The organism is Streptomyces sp. NPDC046985 (genome assembly GCF_040644415.1).
GTDB lineage: Bacteria > Actinomycetota > Actinomycetes > Streptomycetales > Streptomycetaceae > Streptomyces.
Window position 1 is genome coordinate 72420 of the sequence record NZ_JBEYWK010000023.1, and the last position, 14476, is coordinate 86895.

Below are 14476 nucleotides of genomic sequence, written 5' to 3' on the forward strand. Positions count from 1 at the left end.
CGTGGACGTCCTCCTGCCCACGCTGGCGAAGAAGTTCGCCGACACCTGGCTGACCATGTTGATCCTGCCCGGCCTGCTGTACGCAGCGGCCCTGGTGGTCGCACACGCCACCGGACACCGGCACGCCGTGGACGGCGCCGCGGTCCTGTCGGGGGTCGAGGAACTCGGGCGCACAGCACAGCAGGCGGGCTCCGCCGGAACCGTCCTCATGCTGGCCGCCGTAGTGGTCGTGTCGGCCGCGGCCGGCTACACGGCGCGCGGACTTGCCGCCAGCGCCCAGTGGGTGTGGCTCGGTGCCTGGGGCGGCCCGGACAACCGGCTGGTACGGCGCCGCCGGACCCGGTGGGAGAATGCCCACGAGCGCTACGCGAACGAACGGCTGGCGCTCGACGCCACGGGGCACGCTGACGCGGCCGCGCAGCAACGGCTCGGGGAACTGGCCGCGGCGCGCAATCGGATCGCGCTCGCCCGGCCCGTCCGCCCGACCTGGATTGGCGACCGGTTCGCCGCGGCCGAGGCGCGCCTGTGGGCGGAATACCGCATCGACCTGTCCTTCTGCTGGCCTCGCCTGTGGCTGGTGCTGCCCGAGGAGACCCGGCATGAGTGCGTGGCCGCGCGAACCGGCTTCGACGCGGCCGGGAACCTGGCCGGATGGGCCGCCCTCTACCTCCTGCTGGGCTGCTGGTGGTGGCCCGCCGCTGCCATCGGCATCGCCTTGGCCCTACTCGCTTGGAGGCGGGGCCGGCAGGCGGCCTCCGCCTTCGCCGAACTCATCGAGTCCGTAGTCGACGTCCACGGGGCAGCGCTCGGACGACAGTTGACCGGAGCCGGCGACGACCGGCCGCTCGACGCCGCCATGGGGGTCGCCATCACCGAGCGCGCCCGGAAGGATGCCTGATGCAGGGGACACCGCTGGAACGGTTGTACAACCGGCTCCAAGCCTACGAGCGGAGCCGGGAGGCCGACGTGCTGCTCTCGCCGGAGGCTGTCCGGGACGCGGCCGACGTCCTGACGGACAGCCTCGGAGAGCAGAGCACCGACAACGAGCTGGTTCTGATGCCCACCCACCTGTGGAGTGTCGGCTGGTTCTGCTGGTACCGCATGGTGGTCCGCAAATTGCCCGTGGACCAGGACGAGCTGGCGGTCGGGCTCTTCTGCCTGGCCCTGCTCGATTTACAGGAGGAATCATGGCCGTTACCCCCCGGCGTCGGCGACGCACTGACCACGACCTTCGGCGCCGAGCGCTCGCTCCAGGGCATCGTGCACGACCTCGTTGAGACGCTGGCCCACGCCGCCGTCACCTCCGACGACCCACAGGTCGTCGACAGCTCGCTGGTAATGGAGGGCGGCGCGCTCTGCTTGCGGATCCTGCTGCGGCTGATCGGACCGGACAACTCCCTTTACGCCCACTGGCAGAGCAACCTCGGTGTCATCCTCATGCGGCGCGCCCGAGCCGGCACATCCGCCGACCCGGATCCGGCCTCGCTGGGTCGTGCCATCACCGCCTACCGGGCGGCCCTGGACCACGGCTCCACGCAGGGCCTGGAAATGGGCTCCCATCTGCTCGGCCTCACCGTCGTGTTGGAGCTATGGCACACGGTGACCGGAGAGCCGCACGAGGAACTCCCTGTCCTACTCAACCAGATGCTGCGCCAAATCCAGGACAACGGCGCGGTTCCCTCACCGGAGTTCGCGCTGCAGATCGCCGGACTGGCCTTCGCCCGAACGAAGTTCACCGGCTTGTCGACCAGTGAGGATGACAAGTGGCTCCAGAACTTCGAGCAGATGCTGCGCGTCGTCATCGGGCTGCTGTCCGCACGCGACCACCCCGCGCTGCCCTACGCACGCCACCTCCTCGGTACGGCGCTGCTGCTCCAACGGAGCAAGCAGCAGTCCCTGGAGGACCTGGACGAGATCGTCGACCTGTTCGTCCGGGCGCTCGACGAAACCGCGACGGACGAGCCCCACCACGGCACCCTGCTGCGCAACCTTTCCGCGGCGTTCGCACTGCGCGAAGCCGGCTTCGACGACGGCAGCGCTTCGCATCTGCCCCGGCTCGACCAGCACATCGACGTCATGCGCGCCGCCGTCGACGCCGCGCCGGAGACCGAGTCGTTCGTCCTCGACCAGCTCGGCTCCGCCTACCTGCACCGCTACATGATCAGCAGGGACGGGTCGTCCCATACCGACGACGACCTCAACGACGCGCTTACCTTCCTGGAACGTGCGGTGGACCTCGGCGCGGACGACGCGGTCTTCGCCGACGTGAGCCGGCACCGACTGATCCTGGCGCTGGCCGTGAACCACGAACGCGACGCCCCCGACCTGCGCCTGACGGACCGTGTCATCCGCCTCGCCCGTGCGGCGAGCGGCCCGCCAGCATATGGGGGCGAGTCCCTCGTCCAGCACGTGCTGGACGACGCCCTCATCAGCCGGCACCGTATGACGGGTGACAGCGACTCGCTCATCGAGGCCGCGAACCGCCTGCACGAGGACTTCCAGTCCGGCACGGATGTTCGCAAGCCTGTGGCCGATGCCTGGCGCAGCGCGCTGGTCGAGCTGTGGCGCCTCACGGGCAGCCGGCAATATCTCGACGAGGCCATCACCGCGCAGCGTGGTTCAGTCGAGGGCTCCGACCCGGATACTGACGTGGGGGCGGCCCGACGCGGGGTTCTGGCCATCGTGCTGGCCCTGGCCGACCAAGCGGACACCGGCCATGCGGAGCTGCTGGAGGCCATCTCCCTCACGGAGGAGATCGTCTCCGACGCTGCCGGGCCGCCCACCGAGCGGACCCGCCGCTACCTGCCGTTGCTCGCCGACCTGCTGCTGCGCGCGGACATGGCGGGTGTGCTCGACGACCTCGACCGCGTGGTCGCGGTCGCCCGGCGGGCCGTGGCGCTGAGGCCCGCCGGAGCCCCCTCGTGGGGCCACCACGCGTACGTCCTCGGTGCTGCCCTGGGCCGCCGGCACCAGCGAACCGCGAATGCCACGGACCTGCGAGAGGCGCGCCTTGCGATGTCCCGCGCGCTCGACGACCGCAACCTCACACCCTCCGAGCGCATCCAGGTGTCATCTGTTCTGGGCATCCTGGCCTCCAGCGACGGGGACTGGGAGGAAGCCCTGACAGCCTTCCGCTCGGCCATCGACTTGCTCCCGCAGGCCGCCTCACCGCGCGGCCAGCACACGGATCAGCAGCGTCAGCTCAGTGGGCAGGGCGACGTGGTCAGCCTGGCGGCCAGCTGCGCGATCACGGTCGGCCGCCCCGACCTGGCCCTCGAACTGCTGGAACAGGGGCGGGGCATCCTGCTCTCCCGCGCCACGTTGAGCCGTGACCCCGACACGACGACCCGGCTCGAAGCCGAGCACCCGGAGCTCGCCCGGCGTTTCCACGAGATAGTCCGAGCGCGCGACTCCTCCTGGCACGTCGGCGCGGTCGACCTCAATGGGGAGGCGAACTCCGACCTCCGACACGAGTTGGACAGCGCCTTCGTCGAGATCCTGGCCGAGATCCGCCAGCTCCCCGGCTACGACCGCTTCCTGGAGCCCCTGTCCGCCGACCGGCTGCGGCAGGCCGCTGCCCACGGTCCAGTGGTCGTCGTGAACGTCAGCCCGTATCGATGCGACGCCCTGATCGTCACCGTCTCCGAGACCGCCGTCGTACCGCTGCCCAACCTGACCAGCACCGATGTCACCACACAGCTCCAGGCCCTCTTCGCTGCCCTACGGGCGCGTCTGTCCGAGGACGCGCTCAAACAGGCGGCGGCGAGCAACCGGATCCGCGGCATCCTGGACTGGCTGTGGCGGACGGTAGCCCACCCCGTCGTCACCGCGCTAGGACTCACTGACGCGGGGGACGACCGTCCTGGCCGACTGTGGTGGTGCCCGACCGGGCTGCTGTCCTTCCTACCGCTGCACGCGGCCGCCGCCCGCGACGGCACCGCATTCCTGCCAGACCTCGCCGTCTGCTCCTACACTCCGACGCTGCGCGCGCTGGAACACGCCCGTCGCAGGCCCACCGCAGAGGGCTCCTCACTGGTTGTTGCCGTGCCGGAACCCCCTGGCGCCAGCCCCCTTCCCGGCGTGCGCCGAGAGGCCGCCTCGGTGGCCGCGCTGCTGCCTGAGGCCACGTTCCTCGAGGGGGCCGACGCCGTCCGGGAGACCGTGCTGAGCCGACTCGCCGGGGACGTCCGGATCGCCCACTTCGCCTGTCATGCCGACGCCGATCCCTTCGACGCCTCGCGCAGCGCGCTGCTCCTGCAGGACGGGCCCCTGACCACCCGGGAGATCGCCCGGCTGGAGACGGGCACCGCGAGCCTCGCCTACCTGTCCGCGTGCAGCACCGCCCAGGGAGTGGTCGGTCTCACCGACGAGGCCGTGCACCTGGCGGGCACCTTCCACCTGGCCGGCTTCCGGAACGTGATCAGCACCCTGTGGCCCATCAGCGACGAGGTGGCGGCAGAGGCAGCCACGCTGTTCTATCAGCGGCTCGCGGACCAGCACGGCCAGGACCCCGCCGCGGCCGTCACGCATGTGCTGCGCGCCCTGCGTGACCAGTACGGACCGGTACCGACCCTGTGGGCGGGTCTGCTCCACATGGGCCCCTGAGCACGGCTGGCCCGTCCGACGAATGCTGGGCCGCTGGGACGGAGCACTGACCGAGTACCATTACGTGGCCGACGCCCGCGAGCGGGTCCTTGGCCCCGACCGGCGCGACGCCCTGGCCAGCCGGAACGACGAGGCCCACTGATTGGAGCAACTCGGGCGCGAGCAGGAGGCAGCCGAGCTGTACGGGAGGGTGACAACGTTGCGACAGCGGGCAGCCGCCGAAGATTGAACACTTTGTGGGTGAGCACGTTGCCGTACTTCGTCAGCCCGGTGCCCCCAGCTCCGCCCGAAGGTATGAAGTTGCTCAACTCATTCTGAGACAGATCACTCAGTGGTCCAGTCGGCGTTCATGCCTCAACACCGTCGTCTCAGGTGAGACAACACAGCCTGCGAGACAGCCCAACTGTTCCTAAGCTGCGCACGGTCGGCAAGGGCCGGCGCTCTCCCCTCGCCGGACTCCAGGCTCAGCTGGCCTGAGCGCGCCCGGCCCCGGCCCCGACGAACGACACCTCTTCCCCTCGGCTATCGCGTGGGAAAGAGGTGTCGTTTTGCGAAAGGGGCTTGCCCACGGCCATTGACCTGGGGAAACGGAAGATCACCGGAATCGGGGGGTCCCACCTGCGGTCCCCCGCCTAGTGCACCCCTGCAACCACCTGCCCAGCCCCCTTCCGGTGCAACCCTCCTGGCAGGCTTGTCCCGCCGCCCTTACGGCTTGCCCGTCAGTACGATCGCCCCGTCGGCGCCGCCGTGGAGGCTGACGAGCGTGAGCATCGGCGACCGGTAGAGCTCCCCGCCTTCGCGGTAGAGGGTGTACCAGTGCCGGGTGGCGTGCTCCAGGTCGCGCCACTGCTGAGGTTCGGCGGTCGGCAGGGTCAGCTCCGCGAAGCCCTGGCCGTCGCGGAGAATGCCGCGCACGGTGATGGTGCCGGTGAAGGTGGCCGTCATTGTGTCAGCGGCCAGCTCGACCCGGTCCCCGGTGATCGGGCGCGGCCCGGGAAACGCGCTCACGATGCCCCGCCCAGGGGTACCTCGGCGATTGGGGTCCACACGATGCGCCCACCGTCGTGCCACTGCTCGACGAGGTGAAGGCGGTTGGCGAGGACGTTCCCGGACAGGGGCTGATCGATCGAGGCCAGGGCGGTCTTGAGCGTGACCGCGTTCAGGGCTTCGGCGCCGGTCGAGGTGTAGCCGAGGGAGATGTGGGGGTATCGGCTCGGGCCCGGCTTGTAGACCGCTCCCGTGCGGTCCATCGCCGCGGTCACAATGTCCACGAGCGTGGTGAAGGGAGCGCCGGGCCATCCGCTGATCTCAACGCCGACCGCGCTCACGGCGGGCCGGTCGAAGGTCAGGACGACCGGCTCCACGTGCTGCGCGGCGCTGCGGACGTCGTCCAGAAGCGCGGCGATGTCGACTGTGCTGCGGCTCAGACCGATGGCGTGGAGCAGCGTGCAGTGCATCCACTCCACCGGCACCCTCCGCAGTCCGGGCGCGGTGATCTCCTGGTACGGAGCTGCGAGGGCCTCGGCTTCGGCTGGGGTGGGCAGGATGTGCCAGTGCAGGTCACGGCGGCCCGCCGGCCAGAAGGGCGTCACCCGTTCGAAGAAGTTCTCCATCGGCGCAGTCTCCCCCGCAGGAGCTGTCAGCTGGAGGGTGTTCGGGCAGATCTTGCCCGATACCGTGGGCGCCGACGACGGAGAGGGTGGGGATGGACGGGGCTGAGTCGGCGGCTGCGGCCCCGGAGTACGTTCGGACGTACGGGGTGCGGCCCTGGCCATCAGGGCCGCGACGGGGGGCCGTACCCCGACAGCTTGCCGACCATGCGGCACCCGCGGCCTGGAATCCCTCAGTGCCTGTTTCTGAACGTCCGCCCAGACTTGGGCCGATAGCCTGATACCAGGTCGACCGAGGGCGAACCTGCTGACCGTCAGAGCCAGATTGATCAAGCCGCCGGCCTCTTTAGAGCACTCCGGGTGGCGGTGGTGGTGACCACCGCCATAGCGGTCGCCAATCCCTTCCCTCGCGTCACGCCAGCCGCAGCAGTCTCCGTTCGGGGAACGGTCACAGTGACCGTTCCCCGAACGTTTGCGCAAAGCGGCCATTCCGGACGTGCGCTCCCCGACCTGCTGATTCGGGGTTCAGAAACAGGCACTCAAGTACTTCTCCGAGCGCATCCCCGCGACGTTCGTCTACGCCGGCATCAGCGTCGAGCGGCTCCTGGCCGGCGTCCGCGGCGAACAGATCGCCGGCCGCTTCACCCTCCTCCGGACGCACCCCTTCCCCTACGGAACTGAGTGGAAGGGCCTGGTCAGGACGCTGGAAGGCACGCTGGTCCTGCTCAAGCACGAACCGCTCAGCCTGATCAGCCTCGACCGCTTCCTCCACGAACGCTGCGGCGGCATGATCGGCTCCCTCTCCCACCAGATCCGCGGCGCCGCGATCGACGCGATCCTCACCGGCACCGAGGAACTGACCAAGTACGGCCTGGAGGACGTCCCCCTCGACCTCGCTGCCTCGCTCAAGCCCCGCAAGACGGACCCCACCGTCTCCCGCCTCCCGCGCCAAGTCCGGCCCCACGACCGCGAAGGCGTCGAAGCCTTCATCGTCCGCCTCGCCCAGGCCAACCACCTCCAACCCGCCTACCTGCGGGACTACCTCTGCCCGCCGCCCCAGCACCGCGGGAAACCGAGCTGGGGCCGGCTCTCGGCCGCGACCGGACGCCACCCCGTCGCCCTGCGAGAAGCGATCGAGGGCCCGGCGACGCGATGCGCCGAGTGCGACGGCCCGCTCCCTCCCAAGGGAACGGCCGGGGGAAGCCCCCGGCGCCACTGTTCCCCTCGCTGCCGCCAGCGCGCCCATCTGCGACGCACCATCGGCGACCCGACCTGCGGATACTGCGGAATCGAACTGCCCCGAACCCCGGGCAAGAGCACGCCGTCCTGGTGTTCCCCGCGCTGCCGCCGGATGGCACACCGCCAAGGAGTCGAGCGACTCCCTCAACCGCCGGCCCCGACCACTTCCCCGACGAAGGTCTGCACGAAGTGCGGCGACATCGTCCACCGCACGCCCATGAGCCGCGGCCCGATCGGCTACTGCCAGCGCTGCCGCGACCAGGACTACCTCGAACGCTCGCAGATCCCCGTTCAGCCCGCCGCCGACCACAGCGTCCCTACGGGCCCGACATGCGGCTTCTGCCTGTCCCCCATGGAATCCGCCTCGGCCGCCCGGCGCTGGTGTTCGCACGCCTGCCGACAGGCCGCCTACCGGGCACGCAGACTCGGGGAGCCCCTTCCTCAGCCAGCTTCTGACCTGCATGAACAAGATTCGGTGTCACGAAACGGATAGTCGTCACGGTTCGATGGCAAACGAGCAAGGTTCGATGACAGAGGACACCTGACCGTCGCGCCGGGCGCCGGGCGGTGACGCAGCTCTGACGCTGCCCATGACGCACCCCGACTTCCTCCGGTACCCGCCTTGACCTGCATCTTTCACATCACCCCAGCAGTCTCATGACGCAATGACGCTCTCAACCCCCATCTCTCCGTATGACAGAAGGGAGGAAAAGAAGGAGCCGGAGACATGGGGCACCGGAGCGTCATGAGCGTCCGCCCAACCAGTAGCTGGAGGAAGAAACCGCACGTCAGCCCGAGGGAGGGGCGGCATGACACACTGGCGTCCGGCAGCGTCACAGCCGGCTGGGCGCGTCACCGCGAGCGTCACCACGGTTGCCCGTGCAGGCCGGCCACCGAGGCAGCCGGCCCCAGCAGGTCAGGTCGCGCTCAGGACCTCGTGACGCACCCCGGCGAGAAGCTCGGCCAGCGCGGCCCGGTCCGAAGCCGGGCGGCGGCTTCGCCACTCGGCCGCGATCGCGGCCACCGCCTCGCCCGCCGCGCGCACCTGCCCCGCAACTGCGGCCGGCAGCACCTCGGCGGCGCCATGTGCGGTCACCACCACCGTGCCGTACAGGAAGTAGTCGAGCTCGACACCGCGCCACACCGACGCCAGCGCCCACGCCACAAGGTTCGGCTCGGCGGCACCATCACCCCTCACGTGCAGCACGACGTCTCGGTGGTAGCGGCCCTGGTCGACATAGCCGCCCACCAGGCCCCGGACGGCGCTGCCGCGCGCGGCAGCGCCGTCCGGCAAGATCGTGTCGCATACCGATCCGTTCGCCTCGATCACCAGCGCTTCTCCCACGACACCCTCCCCGCAGCCCGCCATCCTCACCTGCCCGGTCAACCATCTCTGACCGGCTGCCGCGAGCGTACCTATGGCCACTCCCTCGCGGTGGTCCCCAGGCTTGGGCATTAGGACCCTGTCCGGGTCATCCGGTGAGGGCACCTGATTGAGGAGCACCGCGCGAGAGAATCCACGGCGACGCGTGAGAAGACCAGGTCGGTCATCTCCACCGGGATCACGGCGCAGCGGACGGGAGGCTGCGGACGGCGGATGGCTTCGGGGTAGGTGGCCGGGTCGTAGTCGTTGGTGAGCACGTACGGGTGGAACCCGTGCTTACCAAGGGTGGCGATGAGGTCGGCGGTGCTCTCGCCCTGTTTGGCCAAGAGCCGAGGCGTGACCTCGACGACGAGCTCGGCGTCGGCGCGCAGACCCGGGAGCGCGGGCACCAGACCCCGGGATCGCCGCCGCTTCGGCGCCTTCGACGTCGATCTTGATGACGCGTGCGGCGGCGAGGTCGGGCCGGCTGACGAGGTCGGCCAGCGGCGCGGTGGGGACCTCAACGACGGCGTGGATGTGGCGGGGGCGGACGGCGGTGGTGTGGCCGAGGTTGGCGGGGTCCTCCAGGTACAGGGTGAGCGTGCCGGCGGTGTCGGAGGCGGCGGAGCGGACCGTGCGGATGTTGGTGCGGCGGTTGCTGGTGACGACGCTGTTCAGGTCGTCATGGAAGCGGGGATGAGGCTCGATGGCGACCACACGGCCGTGCGGTCCGACGGCGCGGGAGGCCAGGAGACTGAAGGCACCGCGGTGCGCGCCGACGTCGATGAAGGTGTCTCCGGGCCGGAGCCGGTCACGCAGGAAAGCGCTCAGGTTCGGCTCCCACTCGCCGAACAGGTACTGGTAGCGCTGGATGACGTCGCTGGTGTCGACGGTGACGAGGTCGCCGGTCCGCAGCCGGACGCTGGCGCGCAGGGGTTGGGTGCGCAGGTGCTCGTCGAGGAAGCGGTCGACGAGCTGGGCCTTGCCGAGGGTGCCCGGGGCGTGGCGGACGTAGGCGCGCAGCGCGCGGGTGAGCACACGGGCGGACACTGGCGGCTCCTTCGGGTGGCGGCGGCCGGTTCCCAGGGATCCGGGCGCGCCGGCGGTGGCAGACTGCCGGGGAACGCTGAGGACGGTGGACGGTTGAAGGAGTGGGCGGTGGCCGAGGGCGAGACTCCGGTGGTGTTCCTGCTGGTGGGTCTCACCGGCTCGGGCAAGACGACGTACGCCCAGCAGGTCTTGGAGCCCCGGGGCGCGGTGCGGCTGTCGGTGGACGAGATCGTCTTCGAACGACACGGCCGGTACGGCATCGACTACCGGGAGGACACCTACTTCGAGAAGGAGGCCCCGGTCGTCGACGAGATGCACCGGCGGCTGGCGGAGCTGGTCGCGCAGGGCCGGGATGTGGTGTGGGACCACGGGCTGTGGCCGCGTAAGGACCGCGAGGCGATGAAGGAGCTGGTGGAGTCGGCCGGCGGGCGGTGGAAGCTGCTGTACTTCCCGGTCGGGCGTGAGGAGTTGCTGCGCCGGCTCGCGGAGCGAAACGAGCGCGGGGACGCGAACTCGCTGCTGGTGACGCCGGAGGCCCTGGACGACTTCTTCGCCCGGTTCGAAGCCCCTCAGGGAGAGGGCGAGGAAATCGTGGAGCCTGGCTGGCTCTGAGGCGCGGGCGGGCACCAGGCGGTGGTGATCGTGGCCGCCTCGGTTGCCCAGACGCCGGTGAGCTGGTCGAGGGTGACGCGGCGGAAGGCCAGCCGGGGGTCGGACACGTCGATCCCGGCCGGAGTGCCGGCCGATGTGCTCAAGCAGGCGCGATGCCTCGCTGCGGACGGCCGGGGTGTGCTCGGACCAGGCACCGGACGAGAAGCGTTCGACCCGCCGGCGCAGGTCGTCCAGGACCCCGGCGCGCCACTTGAAGTGGTGCACGCACGTGAGCGTGTCCGGATCGGGTTTGTGGCCGGGGGCCCGGTGGTTGCCGGAGGCCAAGGTGGCCGAGGAGTGGGCGAGGACGATCTTGCGCGGGTCGCCGAGCAGGAGCCGGTGGGTGAGGTGCCCGCCGAGGGGGAATGCCTGATCGAGGCCGGGGCCCGGGTGCCAGGGGGCGAGGCTGCCGTCGGCCGCGACGCGGTCGAGTAGCAGCCCGCCGACGACACGGCGGCCGGCGTCTTCGGCCTGGTCGATCACGTCGGTGAGCGGGGCCGGGTAGGTGTGGAACTCGTCGGAGTCGGCGATCAGGTGCCAGCCGTCCCCGGCCGTCTGGCGCAGGGCGTCACGCAGCTCGGTGTTGGTGTGTTCGTGCCACGGCCCGGTAGCGACCCGGGTGTTGACGATGCCGAGCTCGCGGGCGGCGGCGAGGAGCCGGCGCCGCTGGGCGTCGGGGACGTGGTCGGGGAAGTGGAAGGCGAGGAGGAACCGCTCGATGCCGAGCCGCCGGTAGTGGCCGGTCCAGGCGGCCAGCAGCGCGGGCTCGACCGGTCCGACGACGGCGACCAGGGCGGGAGGGGCGGACGTCATCGGCACTCCTGGATCAGACGGGCGTAGGTATCGGTGAGGAAGGCGGCCTGCTCGGCCGCCGGATACAGGTCCAGCACCGTGGGCGCCGTCGGCCCCGGAGGGGCGGGCGTCTCGGCGGAGAGCTTGGCCAGGACCTCGGCGAGGGCGCCGGCGTCGCCGGCCGGGAAGGAACGGACCCACGGCTGTGCGCGGAGCCGTCCGGTCAGCTCGGGGTCGTGTTCGGAGATGATCAGCGGGATGCCGAGGCGGACGGTGTCCATCACGAGCCCGGACTCCTTGCCGACCCCGGGCTTGCGGGTGACCAGGGCCGCGTCGGCGGCGCCGTAGACGAGGCGCAGGACCTCGTCGGCGACCGGGCCGGGCACGGTGTGGAGACGGACGTGGGGCAGCCGGTGCCACCGGGCCAGGACGGTGTCGTCCAGCGGTGTGCCGGCCACCAGGACGTGCAGCGGGGCGGTGAGGCGGGCGAAGGCGGCGTCGAGGGTGGCGATGTCCTTGTACGGCCACCAGCCGCCGACCAGGCAAACGGCTGTCGCGTCGGCGGGGATGGCGAAGGCGGTCCGGGCGACGTCGCGTTCGGCCTCGGTCAGCAGCCGCCCGTCGTCGACGGCGAAGGCCCGCACCGCGCCGGGGAGGTGTAGGAAGGCCGCCGTGAGCTGGTCGCGGACGGCGGCGGTCGGACACAGCACGACCACCCGCCGCTCGCCCCAGCGGGCGAGCCGGGCCAGCAACCGGACGGGGCGGTCCTCGGAGGTGACGAGCTCGTGGACGAACCGCAGATGCGGGAGCCCGCCGAGCACCGCGGCCGCGCCGTGCAGGGCCTCGCTCGCGCTGAGGACCACCACGGCCTGCGCCTGCGGGGCGAGGCGTCGCGCGGTCCGCAGACAGGACGCCTCGGTCAGGCACCGGGCCACCAGGGTGACCTGGTGCGGGAGCCGGCGCACCGGCCGGGGCCAGCGCCGGGACGCGAACGCGCGCCGGCCGGCGGCCGAGACGCGCTCCGCCGCCCGGGCGGCGGCTCCCAGCAGCCGCGCGGCCGCCCCGTCCGGGCCGGTGGCGATCCGGGCGCCGGATCGCAGCAGCGCGCCTGCCTCCGTGCTCAAGCCGGCCGGGGCGACGACGAGGCTCTCTCCGGTTTCGGCGAGTGCGAGCAGCGTGCGCTGGTGGTGTCCGCCGCCCCGGTGCGCGTACGGCTCGATCAGCACCACCGGCCCCGGGCCGCGGCTCATCCGGTGACCGCCAACTGCTCGCGCAGGGTGGCGAAGTGCTGAAGCAGCCAGGTGGGGTCGTTGAGCGCCTCGAACCGCTCCGGGTCGCGGCCGACGGCACGGGCGAACTCGAGACCGTCGCGGGCGCCGGCCGCCGCGTACGAGGCGAAGGCGCCGTCCCGGCTGGCCGTCCAGGCGTCGATCCGATCATGGGCGGAGGTGTCGGTCATGCCGTACTCGCTGCCGCGCGCGAGCATCGCGCACTCCCGGAAACCCGCCTTCCACGCGTGGAACGGCGACTGGTTGAACTGCGTGACGCCGGCGCTGTGCCGGCAGAACTCGACCCGGCCGGGCAGCGCGGCCAGCACGTCGACGGCCTGTCCCATCTCCCGCAGCGCCGTCCGGCGGATGAGCTTGAGGCCGCCATAGCCGTAGATGAGGCCGTTGACCGGGTTGGCGGCCTGCCACACCCGCATCGCCACCCCCTCGGCCAGCGGCTCGACCGTGCCCGTGGAGAACGTCTCGTCGATGGCGAAGTCGCCATCAGCCAGGAGGAAATGCTCGGTGTCGACGAGCTCGGCGGTGAGCCGGTAGGCGCGCCGCATCCCCCGAACCCCGTGCAGGCGCTTGACCGGCGCGCCCAGCACGCGGGCGAGACGGGTGTGCAGCAGATCGGCCTGCGGCTCGTCGTAGGAGAGCTGGACCGCGTCGAAGCCGGTCACCGGACCGCCTCCAGGTAGCGGGCGGCGACCGCGGGGGGCGCGAGGTGGGCGGTGGAGGCGTAGGCCCGCTTGGCGTGCAGGAGGTAGAACTCGGGATCGGCGGCCAGGCGGGAGGCGATCTGCACGGCCTGCTCGTCGGTGTCGAACAGCAGCTCGGCGTCGACGTGCTCGGCCAGCCAGCCGGTGCGCGGGGCGATCACGGGCAGGCCCATGGCCTGGCAGTCGATCACCGACATCGACCAGGGGCAGCCGGGGCGGAACGGTGCGATGCCGAAGTGGACGCCGGTCAGCAGGTTGCGGTAGCGCACGCGGTCGCCGCGGTCGGAGGCGATGGTGACGCCGTCCGTGGCCGCCAGCTCTTCCAGGTGCCGCTCGGGACTGGAATCGAGACGGACGCGCTCGGGGCTGCGGGTGCCGAACAGGTCCATCACCGTCAGCCGCACCGGCGCGTCGGCCACCAGACGGCGGGCGAGCCGGGTGAAGGACGCGGTGCCGTAGTGCGCGTACAGGCGGTGGTTGTAGAGGCCGGTGGCCCGGCCCTCGGGCGGCGTGACGCTGTCCGGGTCGCGCACCAGCCGGACGTCCCTGGGGGCGGGGACGATGTGCAGCTTCTCGCCGAGCTCGACGCCGGTGCGGGCGGCGGCCGCCGTGGTCCAGGAGGCAGCGGTGGAGGAGTGGACCAGGACGCGGTCGCAGGCCGCCAGGCCGGCGGCGAACGCCAGCAGCACACTGCGCCCCAGACCCCGGTCGTCCATCGCCGGGTCCAGCTCCAGGACGCCGGTGTCGGTGAAGGAGAACGGCAGGTAGTGGCAGTAGCCGGCGACCACCGCGTCCACCCCCGCCTCCAGGAGCGCGGCCCGGATCGCGGGGGCCGCCTCGATCTGGTTGGCCACCACCACCTCGGGCCGCCGCTCGCGGAACAGCGCGACCAAGGCGTCCATCCCCGGGTCGAAGCGGGCCCGGTACTTCGTGGACGGCGGCGAGAGGGTCGGCGCGAAGTGCACCCGGGCGTCGCCGACCGCGACGGGGGAGGCCACCGTCACCTCGACCCCGGCATCGGCCAGGGCCGGGGCGAGCAGATCCGCGAAGGTGAAGCCCGAATCAGCCGCCAGACGGCTCGCGTTGGAGACGTTGAGCAGATACAGCAGACGCATCGCTGCGACCCTCCTCCTCGAGGCCCGGGGCTCGACCTGGGCCAGTGAAGGAAGGAAACTC

12 protein-coding genes and 3 pseudogenes are annotated in these 14476 nt (G+C 71.4%); 6 read left to right on the top strand and 9 right to left on the bottom strand.

Translation table 11 applies throughout. The features are described 5' to 3' along the window. Nucleotide 1 precedes the first annotated feature (1 nt). From ABZ861_RS26575 to ABZ861_RS26585, 3 genes and pseudogenes are all read left to right on the top strand, one after another. On the top strand, nt 2-898 hold the full coding sequence (locus tag ABZ861_RS26575; protein WP_361634873.1) for a hypothetical protein: 897 nt from the start codon (nt 2-4) through the stop codon (nt 896-898). Next, nucleotides 898-4605, top strand: coding sequence for a CHAT domain-containing protein (locus ABZ861_RS26580; RefSeq protein ID WP_361634876.1), 3708 nt, complete (start codon nt 898-900; stop codon nt 4603-4605). The genes ABZ861_RS26575 and ABZ861_RS26580 overlap by 1 nt, the downstream gene beginning before the upstream one ends. Nucleotides 4606-4630: 25 nt before the next feature. After that, nucleotides 4631-4834: pseudogene (locus ABZ861_RS26585) on the top strand (tetratricopeptide repeat protein); the annotation flags it as partial. Nucleotides 4835-5310: 476 nt separating this feature from the next. On the opposite strand, the gene ABZ861_RS26590 reads toward ABZ861_RS26585, so the two are convergent. After that, nucleotides 5311-5613: a hypothetical protein gene (locus tag ABZ861_RS26590; RefSeq protein WP_361634878.1), complete on the bottom strand. Its 303-nt coding sequence runs from the start codon at nt 5611-5613 to the stop codon at nt 5311-5313. Further along, the gene (locus tag ABZ861_RS26595) at nt 5610-6218 is read right to left on the bottom strand and encodes a 2'-5' RNA ligase family protein (protein WP_361634881.1); all 609 of its coding nucleotides are present in this window, start codon (nt 6216-6218) and stop codon (nt 5610-5612) included. Before ABZ861_RS26595 ends, ABZ861_RS26590 begins: the two co-directional genes overlap by 4 nt. A gap of 535 nt (nt 6219-6753) precedes the next feature. Between ABZ861_RS26595 and ABZ861_RS26600 the strand changes: the two are divergent. Beyond that, nucleotides 6754-7116, top strand: a pseudogene (locus tag ABZ861_RS26600) (ATP/GTP-binding protein); the annotation flags it as partial. Nucleotides 7117-8370: 1254 nt separating this feature from the next. Here ABZ861_RS26600 and ABZ861_RS26605 read toward each other — a convergent pair. Then, nucleotides 8371-8799 (bottom strand): hypothetical protein, encoded by a 429-nt coding sequence (locus tag ABZ861_RS26605; RefSeq protein WP_361634883.1) that lies wholly within the window; start codon nt 8797-8799, stop codon nt 8371-8373. A 315-nt stretch (nt 8800-9114) separates the two neighbouring features. Beyond that, complete coding sequence (locus ABZ861_RS26610; protein WP_361634989.1) at nt 9115-9867, bottom strand: FkbM family methyltransferase; 753 nt, start codon at nt 9865-9867, stop codon at nt 9115-9117. Between the two features lie 108 nt (nt 9868-9975). Between ABZ861_RS26610 and ABZ861_RS26615 the strand changes: the two genes are divergently transcribed. Next, nucleotides 9976-10479, top strand: coding sequence for an ATP-binding protein (locus ABZ861_RS26615; protein WP_361634992.1), 504 nt, complete (start codon nt 9976-9978; stop codon nt 10477-10479). Here ABZ861_RS26615 and ABZ861_RS26620 read toward each other — a convergent pair. Continuing rightward, nucleotides 10437-10622: a hypothetical protein gene (locus ABZ861_RS26620; protein WP_361635016.1), complete on the bottom strand. Its 186-nt coding sequence runs from the start codon at nt 10620-10622 to the stop codon at nt 10437-10439. The genes ABZ861_RS26615 and ABZ861_RS26620 overlap by 43 nt on opposite strands. Before the next feature lie 193 nt (nt 10623-10815). Here ABZ861_RS26620 and ABZ861_RS26625 point away from each other — a divergent pair, with 193 nt between their 5' ends. Then, nucleotides 10816-10953: a hypothetical protein gene (locus ABZ861_RS26625; protein WP_361635019.1), complete on the top strand. Its 138-nt coding sequence runs from the start codon at nt 10816-10818 to the stop codon at nt 10951-10953. Nucleotides 10954-11073: 120 nt separating this feature from the next. Here ABZ861_RS26625 and ABZ861_RS26630 read toward each other — a convergent pair. The 4 genes and pseudogenes from ABZ861_RS26630 to ABZ861_RS26645 form a co-directional block, all read right to left on the bottom strand. Continuing rightward, a pseudogene (locus ABZ861_RS26630) lies at nt 11074-11331 on the bottom strand (hypothetical protein); the annotation flags it as partial. Beyond that, nucleotides 11328-12560, bottom strand: coding sequence for a hypothetical protein (locus ABZ861_RS26635; protein ID WP_361634886.1), 1233 nt, complete (start codon nt 12558-12560; stop codon nt 11328-11330). The gene ABZ861_RS26635 and the pseudogene ABZ861_RS26630, both read right to left, overlap by 4 nt. After that, a complete protein-coding gene (locus ABZ861_RS26640) occupies nt 12557-13261 on the bottom strand; it encodes a hypothetical protein (protein ID WP_361634888.1) in 705 nt (234 codons plus the stop codon). The genes ABZ861_RS26635 and ABZ861_RS26640 overlap by 4 nt, the downstream gene beginning before the upstream one ends. Then, a complete protein-coding gene (locus ABZ861_RS26645; RefSeq protein ID WP_361634891.1) occupies nt 13258-14415 on the bottom strand; it encodes a glycosyltransferase family 1 protein in 1158 nt (385 codons plus the stop codon). The genes ABZ861_RS26640 and ABZ861_RS26645 overlap by 4 nt, the downstream gene beginning before the upstream one ends. Between the last annotated feature and the right edge of the window lie 61 nt (nt 14416-14476).